The 23,299-nt window shown below is 71.7% G+C and carries 20 protein-coding genes and 2 tRNA genes; 17 read left to right on the forward strand and 5 right to left on the reverse strand.

Annotated elements, in window-relative coordinates:
- Nucleotides 1-58: 58 nt before the first annotated feature.
- Genes OG432_RS23050 through OG432_RS23060 form a run of 3 tightly spaced genes read left to right on the forward strand, consistent with a single transcriptional unit; the run spans nt 59 to nt 4,061 of the window.
- Nucleotides 59-2,641, forward strand: coding sequence for a YfhO family protein (locus OG432_RS23050; protein WP_328312849.1), 2,583 nt, complete (start codon nt 59-61; stop codon nt 2,639-2,641).
- Nucleotides 2,642-2,643: 2 nt separating this feature from the next.
- Nucleotides 2,644-3,633, forward strand: a complete 990-nt coding sequence (locus tag OG432_RS23055) for a glycosyltransferase family 2 protein (protein WP_328315207.1) — start codon at nt 2,644-2,646, stop codon at nt 3,631-3,633.
- A complete protein-coding gene (locus OG432_RS23060) occupies nt 3,633-4,061 on the forward strand; it encodes a GtrA family protein (protein ID WP_328312850.1) in 429 nt (142 codons plus the stop codon). The genes OG432_RS23055 and OG432_RS23060 overlap by 1 nt, the downstream gene beginning before the upstream one ends.
- A gap of 107 nt (nt 4,062-4,168) precedes the next feature.
- Here the strand turns inward: OG432_RS23060 and OG432_RS23065 are convergent, their stop codons facing one another.
- Nucleotides 4,169-6,376 carry a PIG-L family deacetylase gene (locus tag OG432_RS23065; RefSeq protein WP_328312851.1) on the reverse strand — a complete coding sequence of 736 codons (2,208 nt, stop codon included), beginning with the start codon at nt 6,374-6,376 and terminating at the stop codon, nt 4,169-4,171.
- Between the two features lie 306 nt (nt 6,377-6,682).
- On the opposite strand from OG432_RS23065, the gene proB reads away from it, so the two are divergent.
- From proB to OG432_RS23090, 5 genes are all read left to right on the forward strand, one after another.
- Complete coding sequence (proB, locus tag OG432_RS23070; RefSeq protein WP_328312852.1) at nt 6,683-7,810, forward strand: glutamate 5-kinase; 1,128 nt, start codon at nt 6,683-6,685, stop codon at nt 7,808-7,810.
- A gap of 153 nt (nt 7,811-7,963) precedes the next feature.
- Nucleotides 7,964-8,422 carry a hypothetical protein gene (locus tag OG432_RS23075; protein ID WP_328312853.1) on the forward strand — a complete coding sequence of 153 codons (459 nt, stop codon included), beginning with the start codon at nt 7,964-7,966 and terminating at the stop codon, nt 8,420-8,422.
- 459 nt (nt 8,423-8,881) lie between these two features.
- Complete coding sequence (locus OG432_RS23080; protein WP_328312854.1) at nt 8,882-10,183, forward strand: glutamate-5-semialdehyde dehydrogenase; 1,302 nt, start codon at nt 8,882-8,884, stop codon at nt 10,181-10,183.
- A gap of 200 nt (nt 10,184-10,383) precedes the next feature.
- Nucleotides 10,384-11,094: an SCO2584 family spore wall biosynthesis protein gene (locus OG432_RS23085; protein WP_328312855.1), complete on the forward strand. Its 711-nt coding sequence runs from the start codon at nt 10,384-10,386 to the stop codon at nt 11,092-11,094.
- Nucleotides 11,095-11,248: 154 nt separating this feature from the next.
- Entirely contained in the window at nt 11,249-12,331 is a 1,083-nt protein-coding gene (locus OG432_RS23090; RefSeq protein ID WP_328312856.1) for an SCO2583 family membrane protein, read from the forward strand.
- 96 nt (nt 12,332-12,427) lie between these two features.
- Here OG432_RS23090 and OG432_RS23095 read toward each other — a convergent pair whose 3' ends face one another.
- Nucleotides 12,428-13,555, reverse strand: a complete 1,128-nt coding sequence (locus tag OG432_RS23095) for a M48 family metallopeptidase (protein ID WP_328312857.1) — start codon at nt 13,553-13,555, stop codon at nt 12,428-12,430.
- Between the two features lie 116 nt (nt 13,556-13,671).
- Here OG432_RS23095 and OG432_RS23100 point away from each other — a divergent pair, with 116 nt between their 5' ends.
- The 8 genes from OG432_RS23100 to OG432_RS23135 all read left to right on the forward strand — a co-directional run bounded on the left by OG432_RS23100 (nt 13,672) and on the right by OG432_RS23135 (nt 18,423).
- A complete protein-coding gene (locus OG432_RS23100) occupies nt 13,672-13,854 on the forward strand; it encodes a hypothetical protein (RefSeq protein WP_328315378.1) in 183 nt (60 codons plus the stop codon).
- Nucleotides 13,855-13,935: 81 nt separating this feature from the next.
- Entirely contained in the window at nt 13,936-14,097 is a 162-nt protein-coding gene (locus OG432_RS23105) for a hypothetical protein (protein ID WP_328312858.1), read from the forward strand.
- A 37-nt stretch (nt 14,098-14,134) separates the two neighbouring features.
- A complete protein-coding gene (nadD, locus tag OG432_RS23110; protein ID WP_328312859.1) occupies nt 14,135-14,752 on the forward strand; it encodes a nicotinate-nucleotide adenylyltransferase in 618 nt (205 codons plus the stop codon).
- A 46-nt stretch (nt 14,753-14,798) separates the two neighbouring features.
- Nucleotides 14,799-16,538, forward strand: coding sequence for an LCP family protein (locus tag OG432_RS23115; RefSeq protein ID WP_328312860.1), 1,740 nt, complete (start codon nt 14,799-14,801; stop codon nt 16,536-16,538).
- A gap of 207 nt (nt 16,539-16,745) precedes the next feature.
- Nucleotides 16,746-17,183: a ribosome silencing factor gene (rsfS, locus tag OG432_RS23120; RefSeq protein ID WP_328312861.1), complete on the forward strand. Its 438-nt coding sequence runs from the start codon at nt 16,746-16,748 to the stop codon at nt 17,181-17,183.
- The gene (locus OG432_RS23125; protein ID WP_328315208.1) at nt 17,180-17,836 is read left to right on the forward strand and encodes a histidine phosphatase family protein; all 657 of its coding nucleotides are present in this window, start codon (nt 17,180-17,182) and stop codon (nt 17,834-17,836) included. The genes rsfS and OG432_RS23125 overlap by 4 nt, the downstream gene beginning before the upstream one ends.
- A 112-nt stretch (nt 17,837-17,948) precedes the next feature.
- A tRNA-Ala gene (locus tag OG432_RS23130) sits at nt 17,949-18,021 on the forward strand.
- A gap of 231 nt (nt 18,022-18,252) precedes the next feature.
- On the forward strand, nt 18,253-18,423 hold the full coding sequence (locus tag OG432_RS23135) for a hypothetical protein (RefSeq protein ID WP_328312862.1): 171 nt from the start codon (nt 18,253-18,255) through the stop codon (nt 18,421-18,423).
- Nucleotides 18,424-18,543: 120 nt separating this feature from the next.
- Here OG432_RS23135 and OG432_RS23140 read toward each other — a convergent pair whose 3' ends face one another.
- The gene (locus tag OG432_RS23140; protein ID WP_443058437.1) at nt 18,544-19,884 is read right to left on the reverse strand and encodes a glycosyltransferase 87 family protein; all 1,341 of its coding nucleotides are present in this window, start codon (nt 19,882-19,884) and stop codon (nt 18,544-18,546) included.
- 116 nt (nt 19,885-20,000) lie between these two features.
- Between OG432_RS23140 and OG432_RS23145 the strand changes: the two genes are divergently transcribed.
- Nucleotides 20,001-20,073, forward strand: a tRNA-Ala gene (locus tag OG432_RS23145).
- A gap of 182 nt (nt 20,074-20,255) precedes the next feature.
- Here OG432_RS23145 and OG432_RS23150 read toward each other — a convergent pair.
- Nucleotides 20,256-21,815 (reverse strand): NADH-ubiquinone oxidoreductase-F iron-sulfur binding region domain-containing protein, encoded by a 1,560-nt coding sequence (locus tag OG432_RS23150; protein ID WP_328312863.1) that lies wholly within the window; start codon nt 21,813-21,815, stop codon nt 20,256-20,258.
- Nucleotides 21,816-21,843: 28 nt separating this feature from the next.
- Nucleotides 21,844-23,019, reverse strand: a complete 1,176-nt coding sequence (locus tag OG432_RS23155) for a hypothetical protein (protein ID WP_328312864.1) — start codon at nt 23,017-23,019, stop codon at nt 21,844-21,846.
- Nucleotides 23,020-23,299 lie beyond the last annotated feature (280 nt).

Below are 23,299 nucleotides of genomic sequence, written 5' to 3' on the forward strand. Positions count from 1 at the left end.
TGGCACGCCAGGATGCGGCGGGCGAAGTGGACACACGGCGAGCGAACGAGAAGGCACGGTGCTGAAAACCTCCCCCGCGGGACCGGCGACCACCGAGGAGACCAGCCGTCCGCGCAGGAAGCTGCCCGGGACCCAGACGATCGCAGCGACCCTGTCGGCCGTGATCTCCATGGGTGCCTACTGCCTGGCGATGGCCGCCCACGGGACCTATCCCTTCGGTTCGCGCTCACGGGCCGTCAACGACCTGGGCAACCAGTTCGTGCCCTTCCACGCGCACCTGTGGGACCTGTTGCGCGGGAACACCTCCGGGGACCTGCTCTTCAACTGGAGCAGCGGCTACGGCGTCCCCTTCCTCGGGGACTTCTTCACGTACCTCATGAACCCCTTCTCCTGGCTCGTCGCGCTCTTCCCGCGCGACCAGGTCGAGGTGCCGGTCTTCCTGGTCACCCTGCTCAGCGCCGGCCTCGCCGCGTTCCTCATGACCGTTCTGCTGGGCCGCCTGAGACCGGGCTCGCCCTGGCTGCGCGCCCTGCTCTCGGTCGGCTACGCCGTCAGCGCGTGGATGATCTCCGACGGCTTCTCCGACCCCATGTGGATGTGGGGCCTGGCCGCCTTCCCGCTCCTCGGCATCGCCTCCGACTGGTGCCTGCGCGGCCGCCACTGGATCCTCGGCACCCTCCTCGTCTTCACCGCATGGGCCGGAAACTTCTACATCGCCGCCATGGCCACCATCGGCATGGGCCTGGTCTTCGTGGTCCGCCTGCTCCTTGAGGACACCCCGGCCGGACAGCGTCTGAACGCGCTGCTGCGGGCCGGCGCCATGACCGCCACCGGTGTGCTCCTCGCCGCCCCCGTCCTCACCGTCGGCCTCAAGGCCAGCAAGCTCTCGCAGCCCGCGCCCGACGCCACCTACCCGGGCCCGCCCGGCTACGCCGACTACCTGGCGCACCTGCTCCCCGGCGGACTGCTCGCCCCCGCACCGCAGGTCTCGGTCGGCATCCTGCCGCTGCTGCTCGTGTTCACCCTTCCCTTCGTGCGGCGGGTGCCGGGCAAGGAGCGGATCGCCTGGTGCGTCCTGCTCGTCCTGGTCGCGCTCTCCTACACCTGGACGCCGACGATCCTGCTCTGGCACGGCCTCGCCATGCCGAACGGCAGCCCCTACCGCGCATCCGTCGCCCTCACCGCGATGCTCGTGATCGTCGCCTGGATGGCGCTTGCGCGCCGCCCGCGCCCGCTGGAACTCCTGGGCGGCGCCGCGGTGACCGCCGTCGTGGTGGCGCTCGGCGCCCGCAGCATCTACATGGTGCGCGCGTCCTGGCTGCTCACCATCGGCGGCGGGGCACTCGTCCTGGTGCTGCTCGTGCTCCTGTACCGCCACCGCGGTGACCGCGGGCCCCGCATCGCGCTGACCGGCCTCCTCGCCTGCACGGTGTTCGTGTCCACCGCGTACACCGTCTTCTCGGTCACCTCGATCCGCGACAGCAGCGCCTGGTGGGCCCCGAAGCGGACCCTGGACGCCCACTCGCTCGCCGCCCGCGACGCCGTCACGGCGCACGCCGACTGGCCGGCCACCCGCAGCGACACCGGGCCGCACGAGTTCGCCAACAACGACCCGATGCTGCTCGGTGGCGAAGGCGGCTCGTACTACAGCAGCTACGTCCCGGCCAGGACCGCCGAGGCGCTGCACTCCCTCGGCGCCGGCTGGTACATCCAGGGCCGGCACACCCTGAGCTTCACCGACCCCGTCGGCCGCGCGATCATGGGCGTCGGCAGCTACCTGGACTGGGCCAAGAACCCCGACGGTTTCGTGCGGCGGTCCGTGGCGGCGCCGCCCGTCGTCACCCTGCGGCCGGGCGCCCCCACCGACGCCCACGCCGACGACGCCTCGGTCTTCGCCCGCCAGGAGCGCGTGCTGGGGACCACCGTCTACGACGTGCCCGCCCTCACCCCCGCCGGCGGCCCCGCTGCCACCACCCGGCCGAACGGAGAGCGGCGCCTGCCCGGCAACGAGACGGGCTCCAAGTGGACGTCATTCAGCGCCAGTTGCACCCCCGGTACCCAGGCCTATTGGTACGCGCCCTGGTACGCGGGCAGCGTCCAGGCGCTCGGCAGGACCCAGGAGCAGCACGGCCGGGCCACCATGACCAGCAACACCCTGCTCGCGCTCGGCACCGTCCCGGCCACGGGCAAGTTCACCGTCGCGTTGGGCACTCACAAGGTCCAGGACATCCCGGCGTTCCCGGTCGGGTGCCTCGACCCTGCGAAGCTCAAGGCCGCCGTCCAGGAACTCAAGGCCACGGCGCCCGTGAAGGTGACGGCCGGCGGACACTCGATCGCCGCCACCTTCCGCGAGGGCACCACGGGAACCGCCGTCATCTCCACGCCCGCCGCCGCCGGTTGGATGTGCTCGGTCGACGGCGGTGCCGCACGGCCCCCCGCTACGCTGGGCGGGCTGATGGCGGTGAGTCTCGACGACGGCGGAACCCGGGTGTCGTGCTCGTTCCGGACCCCTGGGCTCACGTCCGGGCTCCTCGCGAGCGGCCTGGCTCTGATGGTGCTCATCGCCGTGGGGGTCGGCGGCGCGCTCCGCACCCGGTCATCCCGTATCTCCGCCACCTCCTCTCCCCACGGAAAGCGCTGATGATGAAGCTGTCGGTCGTTGTCCCCTGTTACAACGAAGACGCGGTCATTGACCAGTTCGACACCAAGACCCGCAGCGCGCTCGACGCCCTCGGGCTGGAGTACGAGATCTGCTACGTCGACGACGGCAGCCGCGACAAGACGCTCCTGCGCCTGCGGGACCTGGCCGAAAAGCACCCCGACGCCACCCGCTACGTCTCCTTCAGCCGCAACTTCGGCAAGGAGGCCGGCATGCTCGCCGGGCTGCGCGAAGCCACCGGCGACGCCGTGGTCATCATGGACGCCGACCTGCAGCACCCGCCGGAGCTCATCGGGCGCATGATCGACCTCTACCAGCTCGGCCACGACCAGATCATCGCCCGCCGCACCCGCGAAGGCGACAAGAAGGTCCGCTCCGCGCTGAGCAGCATCTACTACCGCGCGGTCAACAGGTGGGTCGACGTCGAACTCACCGACGGCGTGGGCGACTTCCGCATGCTGTCGCGCCCCGCCGTGGACGCGCTGCTCTCGCTCGGCGAGTACAACCGCTTCTCCAAGGGCCTGTTCTCCTGGATCGGCTTCGACACCGTCACCTTCGACTACCAGAACGCCCAGCGCGAGGCCGGCGAGACCAAGTGGAAGTTCGGCTCGCTCCTGAACTACGGCATGGACGGTCTGATCTCCTTCAACAACAAGCCGCTGCGCCTGGCGATCTGGCTCGGCGTCCTGCTCGCCGGCGTCGGCGCGGCCTACGCCCTGTGGATCACCGTCGCCGCCATCGCCTACGGCGTGAGCACCCCCGGTTACGTCACCCTCGTCGCGATCATCGTCGGCCTCGGCGGGGTGCAGATGATGATGCTGGGCCTGATCGGCGAGTACATCGGCCGCATCTACTACGAGACCAAGCGCCGCCCGCACTTCCTGGTCAAGGAGGCGCACGGCTTCCCGGGCAAGCCGGAGGGCGTCCAGCGCCGCGCCGCGCTGCGCGCCGACCAGAGCGACCAGGTGGTCTGATGCCGAGTCAGCTCGCGCAGGTGATCCGGTTCGGCTTCGTCGGCGGGGTCAACACCTGCACCTTCTACGCCTTCTACTGGCCGTTGCTCCACCTGGCGCACCTGCCGTACTTCATCGCGTACACCATCGCCTTCCTGCTGAGCATGGTCGGCTCGTTCTTCCTGAACACCTACTTCACCTACCGCACCAAGCCGAGCTGGAAGAAGTTCCTGCTGTTCCCGCTCACCAACGTCACGAACTTCGTGGTGCAGAGCGCCGGGCTGTTCGCGCTCGTGCACTGGGTCGGGATGAACAAGACGATCGCCCCGCTGGTCGCCGCCGTGGTCGCGATCCCGTTCACTTATGTGCTGTCCCGTCGGATCCTGGTGCCCCGCAAGGACGGGACGGACGAGGCCGAGGCGGCGGCGCCGAAGATCCCGGTGAAGTAGCGGGCGTTCGGCGTCCGCCGTCCGGGGTCCGCCCTCCAGGGCCCGGCGTCCGGCACGTGCGAAGGGGCGGACACCGCGGTGTCCGCCCCTTCGCACGTGCCGGACGCCTACACGCGGCTGCCGGCGCTCTCCCGCACCGCCGCGCCCCACTCGCCGAACCGGGCGCCCGGCCTGCTCTGGCGGGCGGCGTACAGCTGGCCGTCCGTGCCGAGCACCACGAGCACACCGCGGCCCGCCGCGTCCTGGGTGACGCCCGGTATCCCCACGAACGGAAGCCCCGGGGCCTCCCAGCCGTCCGGCCGCGCCGAGTCGTGCGAGGAGGGGACCACCCGGCCCTGATCGTCCCTGGCCGCGAGCACCATCGGGGTGCCGTTCCCGGTGAGCCGGGACACCGCGATCCTCCCGTAGCCGCCCACCGGTGCGCGCCGCTCCACCTTCCACAGCCCGGACGGACCGGCGGGGGAGGCGACGGCCACCTGTGCGGTGCCCGCCTGGCGGTAGACCGCGCACACCCCGCTCTTGCCGTCCGCGGCCAGGCTCACCGCGCTGCCCGACGGCGTCAGACCCGTCGGCGCCGTCAGCGCCGGCAGCTCACCGGGGGCGGGGGACATCCAGTGCAGCACCGTTTTGGCGATGGGGGCCACCACGTGGAGCCGGCCCGAACGGTCGACCAGCGCGTCGATCCCCTCCACCACCAGCGGGTGCAGCGGCGGCTTGCCCCCCGGGTGGTCCAGGAGCCGCCAGGGGCTCCAGCCCTTGCCGCCGCGGCCGCTGCGCAGCGCGATGTCGCCCGCCCAGTTCCGCGCCACCACGTGCACCGTGCCGTCCGGGCCGACCGCGGTCGCGGGGAAGCCCGTCTCCAGCGTCTTCTCGGCGGCCGTGTCCGGCGCTCCCAGCGAGCTCCACGCGCCGAACGTGGGCACCCCGTCGGCGCCCACGCCGACCTGCGAGACGCAGACCAGCTCCTTGTGGTGCTTGCGCCCGCCGAACGGCAGCACCGTACGCACCGCGAACAGCTGAAGCGTTCCGTCGGGGTGGCGCACGACCTCCACCTGGGGCTCGACCGGCCCGCCCGCGCTGCCCACCGCGTCGAACGGCCCCACCCACGGGCCCTTGCCCGCCGCCTGCTCCACCCAGCACCGCACCGCGCCGTTCAGCACCGCGAACGCCGCGAGCCGGCCGTCCTTCAGCGGCGCCACCCAGCGCGACGTGCCCGGGGCGCGGGTGCGGGTGCCGCGCGCCCAGCCGGCGCCGCCGCCCTTCAGGCCGTTGGGCCCCACCTTGAGGTCGCCGCAGCCCGCGGGATCCCCGCAGTCACGGTGGTCGGCCCAGCCGTAGGCGTTGAGGAGCTGGGAGTTGCGCCGGGTGGTCGCCGCGTCCAGGGACGGTGGCGTGTAGTTGGTGGGGTAGCCGACGTAGTTGGACACCGAGGCGGCGCGGCGCGTGCCGCTGCCCCAGTACCGCTCCATCGCGGCCTGCATGAACTGGGCCGACGAGGTGTGGTCCTGATGGTCCAGATAGCTCAGGCCCCGCAGTATCGTCGGCGCGCTCATCATCGCCACCGTCTCGCGCGGCGCGTGCATGGGCGTGGGGTCAAGGGTCCGTATCACCGTCGGGTTGACCCGCGCGATCGTCGCCACCAGCGCGTCGATGATCTGGTCGCGGGTGTAGGCGCGCGGCATCCGCACCGTGCTGCCCGTGCCCGGCAGCGTGGGCAGCTCCTTGACGGCGCCCAGCCACAGACCGCGCATGCTGACCGGGCGGGGCACGCTCACGTAGCGCGCCTCGCACAGCCCCATGTAGATCAACTGCACGTGCGGCGCGGCCTGCAGATAGTGCAGCTCCGAACGGAAGCCGGGCAGCAGCTCCACCGGCTCCACCGTCCACGGGCTGTTGTCGTCACCCGTCGCCATCAGGGCGTTGGCGGCGCGCAGTCCATTGATCCTGGCCCGCGCGAACCCCGGCCGGTCGGTGCGCATCGTCTTGAAGTGGGAGGACTTGCCCGGCGCGTTGCGCCCGTCCGACTCGCCACTGGTCATGCACACCGTGACCGAGAGGGAGCCGCTGCGTATCGACTGCTCCAGGTCCGGGTTCATGAAGTAGATGCTGTCGTCGGCGTGGGCGATCACATGCAGATACGCCTGATCGGCCGAGTCGGACGCGGGCTTTCCGGTCGTGGTGCCCGTGGAGGAGGCCGAGTCCCCGGAACCGCCGCGTGGCGCCAGCCACTGCCACCCGCCGTAGGCGAGCGGCGCCGCCACGAGACCGCCCCCGGCGACCCGCAGCAGACGTCGGCGAGGTGGTGACGACGGCATCCGGCACGCTCCTTGTTGCATCCATGCGCCCCGAATCCCCCGGAGGCTCCGCCATGGAGTTGATCGACCAGTCATCAGAAGGGAGGGGGTACCAGCGCCAGAGGTTTCACTTCCGACCTTAAATTTGCCTCGCCGGTACAAAGCCGCACGGCAGGGCCGTGTGGGCTTCAACACCCCATCGGGCCATGGCTTCCCCGGTTTTCATACTTTTTCGATCTTAATGAGTCTCCGTCCGGTCCCGTTGAGGCTGTCCGCCGGTTGGGACTTCCAAGCGCCGCCCCGCCGTCCTGGCATAGATTTCGCCGTGTGACAGTGGCAAGGCAGCAGGTGGCACAGGCCCGCCGCATCGTAGTCAAGATCGGGTCCTCCTCACTCACCACCGCGTCCGGCGGCCTCGACGCGGACCGCGTCGATGCCCTCGTCGACGTGCTCGCCAAGGCGCGCGGCGGCGGCGAGAAGGACATCGTCCTCGTCTCCTCCGGCGCCATCGCCGCCGGCCTCGCCCCCCTCGGCCTGCGCCGCCGCCCCAAGGACCTCGCCCGCCAGCAAGCGGCCGCCAGCGTGGGCCAGGGCCTCCTCGTCGCCCGCTACACCGCCTCCTTCGCCCGTTATGGCGTACGCGTCGGACAGGTCCTGCTCACCACCGACGACACCAGCCGCCGCGCCCACTACCGCAACGCCTACCGCACCCTGGACCAGCTCCTGGCCATGGGCGCGCTCCCCGTCGTCAACGAGAACGACACGGTCGCCACCGACGAGATCCGCTTCGGCGACAACGACCGCCTCGCCGCCCTCGTCGCCCATCTGGTCCGGGCCGACCTCCTCGTCCTGCTCTCCGACGTCGACGGCCTCTACGACGGCGACCCGTCGAAGCCCGGGACCTCGCGCATGGACGAAGTGCACGGACCTGAGGACATCGCCCACGTCCGGATCGGCAGCGCGGGCAAGGCCGGAGTCGGCACCGGCGGCATGGTCACCAAGGTCGAGGCCGCCCGTATCGCCGCCGCCGCGGGCATCCCCGTCGTCCTCACCTCCGCGAGCCAGGCCGCCGACGCGCTCGCCGGGCGCGCCACCGGCACCCACTTCCACCGCACCGGACGCCGCTCGGCCGACCGGCTCCTGTGGCTGGCCCACGCCTCCACCCCGCAGGGCGCCCTCATCCTCGACGACGGAGCCGTACGCGCCGTCGTCGAAGGCCACAAGTCCCTGCTCCCGGCCGGAATCGCCGCCGTCGAGGGCGAGTTCGCGGCCGGTGACCCCGTCGAACTGCGCGATCTCCAGGGCCGTGCCGTGGCCCGCGGCCTCGTCACCTTCGACGCGAAGGAGATCCCCCAGCTGCTCGGCCGCTCCACCCACGACCTCGCTCGCGAACTCGGCCCCGGCTACGAGCGCGAAGTCGTACACAGGGACGATCTGGTCGTCCTGCACCCCTGAAACGGCTGAAAGTCCAGCCTCAGGGCAGACACCTTCAGGAAAACCGCCCCGCGCCCGGCCTCGGGCTGGTCAACTTTGAAGCGGTGGTACGCACGGAACGGCAATCCGCGCAGTACCGCACCGCATCGCACACAGCAGCGCAGGAGGCCGCCGGTGAGACGAGCGCGCCCGGGGGCGGCGCCCCGAGGGACGACGGCTGAGCGGACCCTGACCAGCGTGGGTACGGGGGCCGACGCCGAACGCGGAGAAGCACCCGACGAGCCGGGGGACACCCCCAGGCTGTGGCACATCACGCTCAGCGTCTCGGGAGCCGAGGCGCAGCTGACCGAGGTCCGCCGAGGCCTCGAACAGCTCGCCCACGACCACCCGTTCCTGCTGACCAGCCGGTATGCCAACGACCACGCCGAGATCCGCTACTGGGAAGAGGCCCGCGACCTGCACGACGCGGCGGCCGTCGCGCTGCGCCTGTGGGGCGAGCACCGCTCCACGGCCAAGCTCCCGCCGTGGGAGATCGTCGGCCTGGAGGTCATCGACCGCGGTACCTACCACCAGCGGCTGGCGGAGGGATACGGCCCACCCCCGGCCGCCCCCATCGGCGTCCACCCGTTCTGACCCGGTTTCCGCCGGCCTGCGGGGCTTCGGCGGGTGGACGTGGTTGCCGTCGGCCTGCGGGGCTTCGGCGGGTGGACGTGGTTGCCGTCGGCCTGCGGGGCTTCGGCGGGTGGACGTGGTTGCCGTCGGCCTGCGGGGCTTCGGCGGGTGGACGTGGTTGCCGTCGGCCTGCGGGGCTTCCGCGGGCGGATGCGGTTTCCGCCGGCCTGCGTGGGCTTCCGCGGGCCGACGCGGTTGCCGCCGGCCGGTGTGGTTTCCCGGTGCCGGTGCCGGTGCCGGTGCCGGTGCGGGTGCGGCTTAGGCCTGGCGGCCCGGTTCCGCCCTGCGGGCGTGGCGTCCGCCGGCCGGAACCGGATCCCGCGGCCCGGCCCGGCGCCGGCGTCCGGCCCGGCCCCCGCTCCCGTCTCGGGGAGTGGAACCGGGGCGAAACGCCCGGGGGCCGCCCATTAGTCTGCGGACATGGCTTCGCACTCCTCGCCCTCCCCGGCCTCCTCGCCCGACGACACGTCCCCGGTCACCCGGACCGCCCACCGGGCCCGCGCCGCGGCCGCCGAGATCGCGCCACTTCCGCGCGCGGTCAAGGACGAGGCGCTGCTCGCGATCGCGGACGCCCTCGAAGCGCGGACCGCCGAGATCGTCGAGGCCAACGCGGCCGACGTGGCCAAGGCCCGCGAGGCCGGCACCAGCGAGACCGTCATCGACCGGCTCACCCTGACGCCCGAGCGGGTCGCCGCCATCGCCGCCGACGTACGCGACGTGGCGGCCCTGCCCGACCCCGTCGGCGAGGTCGTCCGCGGCTCCACCCTGCCCAACGGCATCGACCTGCGCCAGGTCCGCGTCCCGCTCGGCGTCGTCGGCATCATCTACGAGGCCCGGCCCAATGTGACCGTGGACGCCGCCGCCCTCTGCCTCAAGTCCGGCAACGCGGTCCTGCTGCGCGGCTCGTCCTCCGCCTACGCCTCCAACACCGCCCTGGTGGGCGTCGTGCGTGATGCCGTCGCGAGCGCGAGCCTGCCCGCCGACGCCGTCCAGCTCGTGCCCGGCGAATCCCGTGATTCCGTACGGGAGTTGATGCGCGCCCGCGGCCTGGTCGACGTCCTCATCCCGCGCGGCGGCGCCTCCCTGATCCGCACCGTCGTCGAGCAGTCCACCGTCCCCGTCATCGAGACCGGCACCGGCAACTGCCACGTGTACGTCGACGCCCAGGCCGATCTCGACATGGCCGTCGACATCCTGATCAACTCCAAGGCGCAGCGCCCCTCGGTCTGCAACTCCGCCGAGACCCTCCTCGTCCACCAGGACATCGCCGACGCCTTCCTGCCGCGCGCTCTGGACGCCCTCGCCGACGCCGGGGTCACCGTCCACGCCGACGAACGGGTGCGGGCCTTCGCCGACGCCTCCAAGGCCACCGTCGTCGCGGCCACGGTCGAGGACTGGGAGGCCGAGTACCTCTCGTACGACATCGCCGCCGCCGTCGTCGACTCCCTCGACGCGGCCGTCGCCCACATCCGGCAGTGGACGTCGGGGCACACCGAGGCCATCGTCACCACGTCACAGGCCGCGGCCCGGCGCTTCACCCAGCTCGTGGACTCCACGACCGTCGCCGTCAACGCCTCCACCCGGTTCACCGACGGCGGCCAGTTCGGATTCGGCGCCGAGATCGGCATCTCCACCCAGAAGCTGCACGCCCGCGGCCCCATGGGCCTGCCCGAACTGACCTCCACGAAGTACATCGTGACCGGCGACGGCCACATCCGATAGCCGAGCACGGGCGGACTCGTGGCCGACCACTGGCTGACTCGTGCCCGCTCACTGGACGACCACGGGACGACCACCGGCCGACCACTGGCGGGCCTCCTGTCGGCTGCCGGCCGGCCGCCGGGTGACGACAACTCGCCTCCGGTACGGCCGAGTTCGGCCACCGACTGCCCAAATCGACCGCTCGGGTCTACGCTGAACGGGTGCCGGACGACGCAGGGGGCGGGCCGTTCCCGGACGGCTGGGAGCCCGACGACGACCGCGGGGGCGCGGACGATGACTTCGCCTCCGTGGTGTTCGACGAGGACTTCGTGCGCGCCGCCGCCATCCACGAACCCACGGCCGTCGAGCGTCTGCTCGCCGCCGCACAGGCCCGCGCCGACGCCGAGGCTGCCCGCGCCCGTGCCGGTGCCGGTGCCCCCGACGACGATCCCTACGACGACGGCCACGACCCCTACCGCCCCGGCCGAGATCCGGACGACCTCGGCGGCCCCGGCCTGTCCGGCGGCGCCGAGGCCGGCCCCTACGGCCGTTTCGGCGGTGTCCTGCGCCCGTATCGCGGCAGCGCCCGCTGGCACCGGCCCATCGCCTGGCTGATGGCCGTGATCATGGGCATCGGCATGGTCGCGCTCGCCTTCTCGGCCGTCTACCGGGGCGCCTCCTCCGACCACGAGGACAAGGCCCCGCCCCCGGCCACCAGCAACGTGGACAACCCGACCAACGCCGCGGGGCCCGGCGCCGCGGTGGCTCCGGGCACCGTAGCGACCCCGCGCCCCGGCGCCGCCCCCGCCCCCGGCGGCCTCCCTCTGCCGCCCCCGGCCGCCGCCCCGCGCTCCTCCGTACCCGCCTCCGCACCCGCCTCCTCGCTCGGCTTCGACGCCTCGCCCGTGCCGGCCGCGCCCCGGGTTCCCTAAGGCTCCCCGGCCCTCCCCGGCCCCGTGGCGCAGGCCGGGCCCGGCCCTTCCCTCACGCCTCCTGAGCAGCACCGGAACCATCGCGCGGGAACTCGTCGGAACTTGTCGCGCACCAGCGCGTTTACCTTCCCCCCGGCAGACCTACCCTGAAGGTATGGCAGGGCGTGGAGTGCCACCCGAGGGGACACCTGAGGGCCTCCCCGGCGGAGGTGACGACGAGTATCGGTCCGTCGTCTTCGACGAATCGTTCGTCCGTGCTGCCCGCCTTCAGGAGCTCTCCGCCCAGGAGCGCATGCGCGAACACGCACAGGCCGTACGCTCCCGGCCGAGCTGGTCTCTCAGAGCTTCCTCCAAACCCGCCATCGCCTTGGTGCTGCTGCTCCTGATCGCCTTCAGCACCGCCATCTACATGGGCGTACGCCACCCCTACGTGCCCCCGGCCACGAGCCATCCCGACACGATGCGCATGACCGTGGTGCCGCTGGCCCCACAGGGCCCGGTGCCCGGGGGCGACGCCGAGCAGCTCTTCGCCCACAGCCCGGCCGCCGCCTACCGCACCGGTGACGCCGGGATCACCCTGCCCCCGGCCACCAAGACCGCGCACTTCTCCGAGGCCCAGGTCATGGACGCCCTCTCCATCGCCAGGGACTATCTGATCAAGTCGTCCCTCGACCCCGCCGTCCTGGCCGGGGGCCCGGCCCGGCAGATCCGGGTGCTGCTCGACCCGGACCTGATGGGCCAGTTCGACCAGAGCCTGGCCGCCCCGGCCGACGACGGCAGACACGCCGCCACCGGCTGGCTGGTGCGCTTCGACCCGGCCAAGGTGGCCTTGGCCGACCCCCACATCCGCGTCCAGGGCGCGATGACGTACTCGGAGGTCGGCTCGGACGCGCTCGACGTCAGCACCGACTACGTCTTCGTGTACGCCCTGCGCCCGGCCGGCGACGGGCCGCACGCGGGCGACGCCTCGCTGTTCATGGTCCGCCGCGAGGTCCACTTCCGGCTGGACAGCGAGGATCTGCGCCTGGACCGCACCGAGGTGCAGGCCAGCGTCGTGGAGGCCGGGCCGCAGGCATGCTCGGCCGATCTGGCCGGACGGCTGGTCCCGCTCCTGGCGGGGCAGCGGGCGAGCGCACAGGGCCCGGTGGCTACCGATCCGTACGCGACCGGTCCCGCCCCCGAGGGCTTCTGCGCCACCCTGGCCACCGGGGCCCAGCCCTCGACCCCCGCGGGCTGACCCGCGGCCGCCCCTCCTCAGCCCTCCCCGTCCGCTCCCCGGCTTCCCCGTCTGCTCCTCGGCTTCCCCGTCTGCTCCTCAGCCCTCCCCGTCTGCTCAGCCTTCCCTGCCTCCTCGGTCCTCCCCGTCACCGTTGTGCCCCGGCTTGTCGTTCGGCGCCGCGGAATCCGGGCCGGACGCCTTGTCCGTGGGGCGCGTGCCGCCCGCGCCCGTGAACCTGTCCCGCAGCTTGACGCCCAGGTCGGCCGTGCCGCCCGCGATGTCTCCGACCAGCTTCATGAGCGGGTCCTTGCTGCTCTTGACCGCGTCCGCGTAGGAGGCCGCGGACTCCCGGAAGGAGTCGGTCACCGAGGTGTCCTTGTCCTCGTCGCGGCGCGGATAGTGGCCGTCCATGATCCGCTGGTAGTCGCGGCTCTCCGCCCACTTCTTCAGTTCGGCGGCGCGCACCGTGGTGAAGGGGTGGGTGCGGGGCAGCACGTTGAGGATCTTGAGGACGGAGTCGCGCAGATCGCCCCCCGACTCGTACTCCTCGGCCTGCTCCAAGAACGCGTCCACGTTCATCTCGTGCAGGTGGTTGCCGCCCGCTATCTTCATCAGCCCCCGCATCGAGGCCTTCAAATCCTGGCCCACCAGCAGGCCGGCCCGGTCCGCCGACAGCTCCGACTTGCGGAACCATTCGCGCAGCGCCGTCACGATCGCCATGATCGCGACGTTGCCCAGCGGGATCCAGGCGACCTTCAGGGCGAGACTGGTGAGGAAGAGCAGGATCGTGCGGTAAACGGAGTGGCCGGAGAGGGCGTGGCCCACCTCGTGACCGACGACCGCGCGCATCTCCTCCTCGTCGAGCAGTTCGACCAGGCCAGTCGTCACCACGATGATCGGCTCGTCGAGACCGATGCACATCGCGTTGGGTTGCGGGTTCTGCGTGACGTACATCGGAGGGACCTTCTCCAGGTCCAGGATGTAACAGGCGTCCCGCAGCATGGAGTTGAGGTGGGAAAACTGGGCGTCGCTCACCCGCACCGAGTCCGAGAGGAACAGAAGTCTCAGGCTTCGCTCGGGCAGCAGCCCGCTCAGCGCCTTGAAGACGGTGTCGAAGCCGGTCAGCTTGCGCAGCGCGACCAGCGCCGAGCGGTCCGCGGGGTGTTCGTAGGCCCGGGAGGAGATCCCGGGAAACCTGCGCCGCTGCCTGCTCGGCACGTTGTCGTTGATGTCCTCGGTCATGGGTGCCCCCTGTCATGTGTCATTCGAGTGTTGGCTCGTCCCCCTGACGACATCCACATTAGGCGGTGGCGATACCGTGGCCCGGGGGCCTGTGGATAACTTCGAGGAGACCTGTCATGCCCGACGCCATGCCGGACGTCGTCACCGCTCTCGCCGCCGCCTCCGGCCACGGCCCGGGTGCCCTGCTGCGGATCCTGCTCCTTGCCTCCATGGTCGGAGCGGCCCTGCTGGCCTGGTTCCTGCTGCGCGGATACCGGTCGGACGGCGACGCCGACGACAACAACGACAACAACGACTGAGTCGGCGTGAGCGTGCCCGGACCGCCCGCATACGATGTGGGCGAAGTCTCCGCCCCGACTCCCGGATAGGTCCTGCCGAAGATGAGCCTCCACAGCACCGCCGCCAACCTGGTCTCGCTCGCCGAAGGCGCCGAGCACGGTGGCAACCACAACAGCCTGCAGCCCTGGTTGACGGGCGGCGGCGCGCTGTTCGCCCTGCTCCTGCTGCTCTGGATCACCACCCGCTTCAACCGCGACCGCTGATCCGGGGCCGTAAGCCGGGCCAGTAGGCTCTGCACGCATGGGAGAGCAGGAAGTGCCTACCGGTCCGGTGAAGCGACGCATCGGTGTGATGGGCGGAACGTTCGATCCGATCCATCACGGACACCTCGTGGCCGCCAGCGAGGTGGCCTCGCAGTTCCATCTGGACGAGGTCGTCTTCGTCCCGACGGGGCAGCCGTGGCAGAAGAGCCACAAGCTGGTGTCCCCGGCCGAGGACCGCTATCTGATGACGGTCATCGCCACCGCCTCCAACCCGCAGTTCTCGGTCAGCCGTATCGACATCGACCGCGGCGGGGCGACGTACACCATCGACACCCTGCGGGACCTGCGCGAACGCAACAGCGACGCGGACCTGTTCTTCATCACCGGCGCCGACGCGCTGGCCCAGATCCTCACGTGGCGCGACGCCGAGGAGCTGTTCTCGCTCGCCCACTTCATCGGAGTGACCCGCCCCGGCCATGTGCTGACGGACGACGGGCTCCCCGAGGGCGGGGTCTCGCTGGTGGAGGTTCCGGCGCTGGCGATTTCCTCCACGGGGTGCCGGGCGAGGGTCGCGCAGGGCGAACCCGTCTGGTATCTGGTCCCCGACGGTGTGGTCCGCTACATCGACAAACGGCAGCTGTACCGCGGCGAGTGAGACCAGCTGTAGCGCCAGTACGTCGGCGAGTGAGAGAAGGCCACCGGTGAACGACCGCCAGTACGACCCGCACGCGCCCCAGGTGCAGCTGGTCGGGTACGACGAGTACGGCCGGCCGGTGTACCAGCAGGTCCAGCCGCAGCAGCAGGCGTACGACCCCTACGCGCAGCCCCAGGACCCTCAGCGGCAACCGGGGTACGGCTACGACCAGGCGTACGTCCCGCAGCAGTCGACGTACGACCCCTACGCGCAGCAACAGCCGCAGCAGCCACACGAGTTCCCGGGTACCCAGGAGTTCCCCCAGCAGGGCTACGGAACCGGCGACGGCTACGGAACCGGCGACGGCTACGGGCACGGCAGCGACTACGGACGCGGTAACGACCACGGGCAGGACTACGGCACCGCTCAACAGCCTGCCGTCGCCCAGGAGCCGACGGCGTCCGAGCCGGCTCCCGAGCCGCGGTCCGCACCCGTCGTGCCCCAGCAGCGTCGGGACGAGGGCGACGAGAAGGGCGAACGCGACTACCGCACGGAGCAGTTCTCCTTCATCGAGGAGCCCGACGAGGACTCCGAAGACGTCATCGACTGGCTGAAGTTCACCGAGAGCCGCAGTGAGCGCCGCGAAGAGGCCAAGCGCCGGGGCCGCAACCGCGTCGTCGCGCTCGTCGTGGCGCTCGCCCTCGTGATGGTGGGCGGCGTCGGCTACCTCTGGTTCGCGGGCAAGCTGCCGGGCCTGTCGTCATCGTCGGACTCCAAGGAGGGCGCCACCACGGCCGGCCCGCAGAAGCGCGACGTGATCGTGGTCCACCTCCACAACACCAAGGCGGGCGGCACCTCGACGGTGCTTCTCGTCAACAACGCGACCACGAAGCAGGGCACCACAGTGCTGCTGCCCAACTCGCTGGCCGTGACCGACGACGACGGCAACCGCACGACCCTGGGCAAGTCGGTGGACGCGGACGGCTCGCAGGGAACCCGTGAGGCGCTCTCCAACCTCCTGGGCGCCAAGATCACGGGTACCTGGCGTCTGGACACCCCGTACCTGGAAAACCTCGTCGATCTCGTGGGGAACATCGACATCAGTACGGATGTGGACGTTCCCGCCGCCAAACAGGGCGCCGATCCCGTGGTGAAGAAGGGCGACGACCAGACGCTCTCCGGCCCGATGGCCGTCGCCTACGCCACCTACCGCGGCCCCGGCGAGGCCGAGACGAAACAGCTCCAGCGGTTCGGCGCGGTGATGTACGGGGTGCTCCGCAAGATCTCCGACGATCCGAAGGCGGCCACCGTCACCGTCCAGACCCTCGCGCAGATCCTGGACCCCTCGCTGCCCGAGAGCGACCTCGGCGCCTCCCTGGCCAAGCTCGCCGAGCACGCCAAGGTCGGGGCGTACAAGACGGCGGTGCTTCCGGTGCAGGCCGACGGCACGCTGAGCCAGCAGACCAGTGACAGCGTGGTGAAGGACATCCTCGGTGGCCGGCTCGGCGGCGGATCCGATCAGGGCTCCGCCGTGCGGGTCGGCGTCAAGAACGCCAGCGGCAACACCAAGGCGGCCCAGTCCGCCCGGATCACCCTGGTCAACGGCGGCTATGCGTTCGTCGACGCCGGAAACGCCGGAACACAGGCCACCTCGCAGGTCCTGTACGGCGACGCGGCGAAGAGGGGGAGCGCCGTCGAGGTCGCCAAGACGCTCGGCCTGCCGGACGGCGCGGTCAAGCAGGGCGACGCGGCCGCCAACGCCGATGTGTCGGTCGTGATCGGCAAGGACTACAAGGCACCGAAGTGAGCGGCCGCGGGACGCCGAAGCGGCGGGCAGCAGGGCCTCCGGGCGGACGGCCTGCAGGGCCCCGGATGAGGGACCGGAAGGCCCTCGGGTGAGGGGTGGGAAGGCACTGGAGCGACGGCTCGGAGGCAATCCTTTCGGGGCTGTCGGCGGTCCGTGAGATCCTGGAATTCGATCTGATCCGATCTGACCGCCGACGAAAGCCTGCTTGTGACCGCCACGGACCGTTCCATCGAGCTCATCACCGCCGCCGCCCAGGCGGCTGCCGACCGGCTCGCGCACGACATCATCGCGTACGACGTCAGTGATGTGCTGTCGATCACCGACGCCTTCCTGCTCGCCTCCGCGCCCAACGACCGCCAGGTCAAGTCGATCGTCGACGAGATCGAGGAGCGGCTCAACAAGGAGCTCGGCGCCAAGCCGGTGCGCCGCGAGGGCGACCGCGACGCCCGCTGGATCCTGCTCGACTACGTCGACATCGTCGTGCACGTCCAGCACAGCGAGGAGCGCGTCTTCTACGCCCTCGAGCGCCTGTGGAAGGACTGCCCCGAGCTGCCCCTTCCCGACGACGCCATGAAGACCCGGGGCAAGGCCGCCGAGCACGCCACGCTGACCGGCGCCGACGAAACGGACGGTGAGCTGAGCTGAACGGCACCACCACGAGCGGCCGGGGCCGCCGGATAGTCCTGTGGCGGCACGGCCAGACGGCCTGGAACCTGGAGCGCCGCTTCCAGGGCTCCACGGACATCGAGCTGACGGAGACGGGCGTCGGTCAGGCGCACCGGGCCGCCCGCCTGCTGGCCGCCCTGAAGCCCGACGCGATCGTGGCCTCCGACCTCCAGCGGGCCGCCGCCACGGCCGCCGAGCTGGCGGCCGTGACGGGCCTGCCCGTCGACCACGACGCGGCCCTGCGGGAAACGTACGCGGGCGCCTGGCAGGGGCTCACGCACGAGGAGATCGTCGACCGGTACGGCGAGCAGTACGCGGCGTGGAAGCGCGGCGAGCCGGTGCGCCGGGGCGGTGGCGAGCTGGAGACCGAGGTCGCCGACCGGGCCGCCCCGGTCGTACTGCGCCATGCCGACAAGCTGCCCGACGGCGGCACCCTCGTCGTCGTCAGCCACGGCGGCACCATCCGCACCACCATCGGGCGTCTGCTCGGTCTTGAGGCGCACCACTGGGAGGGCCTTGGCGGGCTCACCAACTGCTGCTGGTCCGTTCTCGGCGAGGGCGCGCGCGGCTGGCGCCTGCTGGAGCACAACGCCGGCACACTCCCCGAGCCGGTCCTCGGCGACGACGACTAACCGCTGCTCAGAGGTGGTGAGGGCCGGATTTCACTTTCCGGCAGATCACAGGCTAGAGTTCTTCTTGTTCGCAGCGCGGGACCGCCCAAGAAGCGGAAACAAGGCGAACAGCGGGGCTATAGCTCAGTTGGTAGAGCGCCTGCATGGCATGCAGGAGGTCAGGAGTTCAATTCTCCTTAGCTCCACAATCGGATCCCGTCCCCTCGTGGGGCGGGATCTTCTTGTTGCCCTCAACGTGTTGCCCGGGTCGTCCGGATTGAATGGGTCACACCGGTTCCGTCCGGTCCGTCCGTGCTTGTCCCGACCCTGGTCGCCTGGCCGGTCTCGTATCCCGACAGCACTGACCCTGTTGCGAGGACATGGCAGAATCGGGACGGCCGGAGGGGGACGACGGACCGAACGGGAGGGAGTGCGCGATGCCCGCGAGTCGCGAAGAATTCCCACAACCGCCCGGCGGCCCGACCGCGCCGGTGGCCGGCGCCCGCCTCAACTGCCCGTCCTGCGGCTCCTCCCATGTCGCCCAGATGCTCGGCGACAACGGCGGAGTGTCCTACGTGTGCACGGCCTGCGGCCACAGCTGGAGCTGAACATGGGTGCACACAGGCGGAAATGCGACTGGTGCGGCAGCGGTACGCCCATCGTCAGGGACATGGATCCGGTCAACACCGACTACCAGTACTGGTGCGAGGAATGCGCGCGGGCGCTGATCATAAAGGGCGACCCGATCGAGACGTATCGGGAACTCGAAGGGGAGCCGATCTATGGCCGCCTCCTTGAGGCGCACTGCACGTTGAAGCGGTTCTACTCCTTCGCCACGGCCTGAACCCGAACGCGACCGCCCGCCGCGGCCGGGGTGCCGCCGCCCGCGACAGCCTCAGCGCGGCCAGTACGAGGAAGCCCGCCCCGGCCAGCGGATAGAGCGCGGAGAGCGCCATGTCGCCGCCGCCCTGGGCGAGTTCGGGCCGGCTCGTGCCATGTGGGACCCACCACAGCGCGTACGTGGCGAAGACGGCACCGAGCAGCGCCCAGCGGGGCCTCTCGACGCCGAGCAGGACCACCATCGGCACGCACCACACCCAGTGGTGCGACCAGGAGACGGGGCTCACGAGCAGTCCCGTGACGGCGCAGGACATCGCGGCCCAGGCGCGTTCACCGCGCAGCTCGGCACGGACCGCGACGGCGAGGCCCAGGGCGGCCGTGACGGCCGCGGCCGCCGTCCACCACGGCCCCGGGTCGCCCGTGTGCAGCAGGCGGGCCAGCACCCCGCGCAGCGACTGGTTCGCGGTGTCCTCGGCATGGCCGACACGGCCCGCCTCGAAGACCATGGACGTCCAGAAGCGCACCGAGTCGTACGGCAACACCGCGGCGGCCGCCGCGGTGGCGGCGCAGAACACCGAAGCGGCCCTCAGGGGCACGGCCAGGGACGTGTTCCCGGCGCCGCTCCTCGCCCGGACGATGCCCGCGATCAGCAGGAACAGCGCGAACAGGGCGGGTGTGAGCTTCAGTGCGGCGGCCAGGCCGATGCCGGTGCCCGCCCAGCGGTGTCCCTCCCTGCGGGTGAGGTCCCACAGCACCGCGACGGCGAGCAGCAGATTGATCTGGCCGTAGCGCAGCGTCGTCCACACCGGCTCGCACCACACGGCGAGCGCGCCGATCCACAGGGCGGCCCCTGGCGGCCGTCGCCACCCCGCGAGCCGCAGCGACAGATGGGCGAGGGCGAGCAGCAGCGCCAGGTTGACGACGGTGGCGAGGGCCCGCAGTTGTGTGACGCCGGGCAGGGTGAGCGGGGTGAACAGCAGTGCCGCGAAGGGCGGGTAGGTGGTGGGCAGCCGGGCGTGGGTCGCGCGCATCGCGTACAGGTCGGCGCCGGCCCGTACGGTCCGGCCCTCGGCCCGGTAGACCATCAGATCGATCATCGAGACCCCGGCTGCCCGCTGGGCGGCCCAGAAGGCCGCGAAGGAGAGCAGGCAGACGGCGGCCGCGAGGGGCAGGGTGCGGCGGGTGGAGGGGGAGCGGGCAGCGGTGTGCGCGAGCGCCTTCACGGTCACGAAGGTGGACGTTACCGTCCTTCTTCGTACAGAACGGAAACCGATTTGGTGAAGCACCGGGGTGACCGTGTAATGTTCTCGATGTCGCCGAGGGAAACCGGGCGGCGCGAAAGCAAGGGGCTATAGCTCAGTTGGTAGAGCGCCTGCATGGCATGCAGGAGGTCAGGAGTTCAATTCTCCTTAGCTCCACAGTGAAGAAGGCGGGCCATCCGAATCGGATGGCCCGCCTTCTTGTCGTCGTGCCTGCTGTATGTCGTGGCTGCTGTATGCGGCTCCGACCGATGGCGTGCACAGGCCCCGAAGGGGTGAATGCTCCCGTTCGGGGCCCGTGACGATCAGCAACAATGATCAGAAGCAATCATCGAAAGCGGTCAACTCCGGCCGCTGCCGAGGGCTTTGCGGCTGACCTGGGGGAGTGCGGCCGGGGCCCGCTCGATCCGTAGCGCGAGCGCGGGGCAACGGCGCACGGCCCGCTGTGCGCGTCCCCGCAGATGGGTCGGTACGGCGGCGTCCGGGACCAGGGGATAGCCGTCGGGGCCCAGCCGGATCAGCTCCGGCACGATGTCCGCGCAGAGCCCGTGCCCCTCGCACAGCGTCCAGTCGACCACCACCTTCTCGCCGCTCGGCACGCCCTCGTCCTGCCGGCCGGGGCCGGGCAGGGGAAGTACGCCCATGGTCGGACGCCCGCAGCCCCCGCCCAGCACATGGGCCGCGAGATCGTCCGTGAACGCCGCCAGCGTCGAGGCGAGGAACCGGGCCGAGCCGTCCGGATGCTTGCAGGCGCCGCGGCCCACTACCGCCTGTGTCACCTCGCGCAGCGCCTCCAGGGCGGCCGGTCCGCCACCTCCCAGGACGTCGGCGAGCCCGGCCGCGGCAGCGGGCAGGCCGAGCCTGCACGGGCCGCACTGGCCGGCCGTCTCGGCGGCGAGCCACCTGGCGACCCTCAAGGCCTCACCGAGCGCACACGTTCCCGCTCCGATCGGCAAGATGGCGCCCGCTCCCAGGGCGCCGCCGAGCGCCGACAAGGAGGCGCGGGAGAGGGCCGCGTCATGGGCGGCCACCGCGTTCAGCCAGCTGCCGTGATAGCCGCCGGTCAGGACGCCCTGGGGCAGCGAGGGCGCCCCCGCCAATTGCAGGACGTAGCGCAGCGGCACCCCGGTGGGGGCCTCGACCACCATGGGGCGGGCGACCGCGCCGGAGATGGTCAGCAGGACGGTGCCGGGCTCACTGGAGTCACCGGTGTTGCCGAAGCGGCGCGGGCCGAGCCGGGCGGCCACCGCGAGCTGCGCGAACGTCTCCGCGTTGGAGAGCAGCGTCGGCGCGCCCCCGACACCCGACTCGGCGGCCCGCTCGCGCCGGCCCGGCGGCAGGGCGGGTCCGCCGTCCACCGCCCGGATCACCGCGGACGCCTCGCCGGACACCATGCGCTCGGGGGTGCGGACCACGCGGGCGCGCAGCGGGGAACTGCGCTTGTCGGTGAGGCCGCGCTCCTCGAAGGCGGCCCGCACGGACGCTTCTGTGGAGTCGCGCGTGACGGCGACCACCAGGGTGCGGGCGCCGAGCGCCTCGGCGGCCAGCAGGGCGCCGTCCAGGACGAGATGGGGGGCGCGGCACACCAGGACCGTGTCCTTGCGGCAGGCGGGCTCGCCCTCGCTCGCGTTGACGACCACGACCGGGCGTATCCCGCGCCGGATCGCCGCGGACGCGACCGCGCGAAGCTTGCGGCCGAAGGGGAAACCCGCGCCGCCACGGCCGTTGAGGGCGACGTCGTCGGCGAGCTGGGCCAGACGCTCGCCGTTGATCGGCTCCAGCGCACCGTGCACCTTGAGGTGCATCGGCAGCGCCAGGCGCTCGACGAGATCGAAGCCCGCGGTCAGATGGGGCAGGCCCACGACGCGAACCTCGGGAACATCGGGGAGGGGGCTGTTCATGGTCGTACTCCTGCTGTCGCGGGCTCCGTCACGGGCGTTCTCCGGCGACCGAGCCCGGCGGGGAGTGCCAGGGCTCGCCGGCGGCCGGCGACTGGTAGGGCGTGGCCGGCGCGGGGGAGGGCAGCGGCTCCGGAGGACGCGGCGACGGAGCGGGCCAGCGGGCGGCGGGCGGCGCGGCCGGGGGAGCCGGAACGGGCGGAGGGGCGAGCGAGACCGCGCGGTAGGCCGCCGAGATGCCCGTACCCGCGTCGATGCGGGGCGGCGGGGAGGCGGGGCGGTAGCGGTGCGGCGCCTCGTGCGGGGGCTCGTGGAGGGCATACGTCTCCTCGAACTGCCGTGTCGCGTCGAGGGCTTCGTGAGGAGGCCGGGCCGCCCGCAAGGGAGGTGCGGGCTCAGCCTCATAAGAGGGCGGCCTGACGGGATGGGAGGGCGGTGTGACGGGCCGCGGGGGGACGTCCCCTGTGGCGGGCTCGGCCCGTTCGGCGTCCTGGCCCTGCCGCAGCGGGGCGAGCCGGGCGGAGATGCGGCGCTTCACCGGTCGGGGCAGCGCGCGTACGGCCAGCGCGCCGGCCACGCCCGCCAGGCTCAGGCCGTACATCGTGACCACCCAGGCGGCCGGGGGGCGCCCCGCGAACAGGCCGTGCAGCAGGGCGAAGCACCAGGTGGGATAGGCGAGCATGTGGACCGCACGCCAGCGTCCCGCGATACGGCTCGGCGTGGCGAAGGCGCTGCGCATGGCACCCGTGACGGCCGTGAGGACCATCAGGACCGCGGCGAGCGAACCGAATCCGATCAGGCCCGACGCTCCGGTCACGCCGAGCCCGAACGGCACCACGGCGCCCAGGAGCCCGACATGGCCGAGCGCGACCTTGACGGTGACGTGCAGGAGGAGGAAGCCGACGGAGGCGATCGCGGTGGCGCGGTGGACGGCCTGCGCCATGAGGCGGTCACGCGAGGTGAGGAGCAGCCGGTCGGTGGCGAGCAGGCCCCAGGCTACGGAGGCGGTCAGCGAGACCAGCGAGAGGACACCGGCGGTGAAGTCCAGAGCGGCCCGCAGGCCGTCGGACGAGAGGAGCGCCAGCGGCGGTATGAGCAGGGCGACGACGCCGAGGGCGGCCGCCGAGAGTCCGCCCTTGCGGGCCGGACGGCCCCGTGCGGGGTTCTGACGAAGACGGTGCGGGGTGAGCGGATTGCGAGGTTTCATGGTGGGGCGACTCCGAATGGTTCGGCAAAGCGGTCCCGTGGCGGCATGCTAGGTCGCCCCATACCGGCCGGTACGGGGTTTGAGCGGTTGCCCCAGAAGAGGGGGGTACGCGGAGTAACCTCGCCCCGGCCCCTTGTGGACGCGCTGTCGACACCCCTCAGGGATCCGCGCCCCACACCCCCCACGGGTACTCCGTGCGAGGCCTGCGGTACCCTGACGCCATGCGTGCCGTACGCCTTCTGCTTAGCGAGCCGCGCTGAACACTGCCGACCGATGAACA

Source organism: Streptomyces sp. NBC_00442, from assembly GCF_036014195.1.
GTDB lineage: Bacteria > Actinomycetota > Actinomycetes > Streptomycetales > Streptomycetaceae > Streptomyces.

Excerpts from the sequence above, each read along its gene's own strand:
- OG432_RS23055 (WP_328315207.1), top strand. The coding sequence starts at position 2,644 with ATGAAGCTGTCGGTCGTTGTCCCCTGTTACAACGAAGACGCGGTCATT.
- OG432_RS23060 (WP_328312850.1), top strand. The coding sequence starts at position 3,633 with ATGCCGAGTCAGCTCGCGCAGGTGATCCGGTTCGGCTTCGTCGGCGGG.
- OG432_RS23065 (WP_328312851.1), bottom strand. The coding sequence starts at position 6,376 with ATGCCGTCGTCACCACCTCGCCGACGTCTGCTGCGGGTCGCCGGGGGC.
- OG432_RS23080 (WP_328312854.1), top strand. The coding sequence starts at position 8,882 with ATGGCTTCGCACTCCTCGCCCTCCCCGGCCTCCTCGCCCGACGACACG.
- OG432_RS23090 (WP_328312856.1), top strand. The coding sequence starts at position 11,249 with ATGGCAGGGCGTGGAGTGCCACCCGAGGGGACACCTGAGGGCCTCCCC.
- OG432_RS23095 (WP_328312857.1), bottom strand. The coding sequence starts at position 13,555 with ATGACCGAGGACATCAACGACAACGTGCCGAGCAGGCAGCGGCGCAGG.
- OG432_RS23100 (WP_328315378.1), top strand. The coding sequence starts at position 13,672 with ATGCCCGACGCCATGCCGGACGTCGTCACCGCTCTCGCCGCCGCCTCC.
- OG432_RS23105 (WP_328312858.1), top strand. The coding sequence starts at position 13,936 with ATGAGCCTCCACAGCACCGCCGCCAACCTGGTCTCGCTCGCCGAAGGC.
- nadD (WP_328312859.1), top strand. The coding sequence starts at position 14,135 with ATGGGAGAGCAGGAAGTGCCTACCGGTCCGGTGAAGCGACGCATCGGT.
- OG432_RS23135 (WP_328312862.1), top strand. The coding sequence starts at position 18,253 with ATGCCCGCGAGTCGCGAAGAATTCCCACAACCGCCCGGCGGCCCGACC.
- OG432_RS23150 (WP_328312863.1), bottom strand. The coding sequence starts at position 21,815 with ATGAACAGCCCCCTCCCCGATGTTCCCGAGGTTCGCGTCGTGGGCCTG.
- OG432_RS23155 (WP_328312864.1), bottom strand. The coding sequence starts at position 23,019 with ATGAAACCTCGCAATCCGCTCACCCCGCACCGTCTTCGTCAGAACCCC.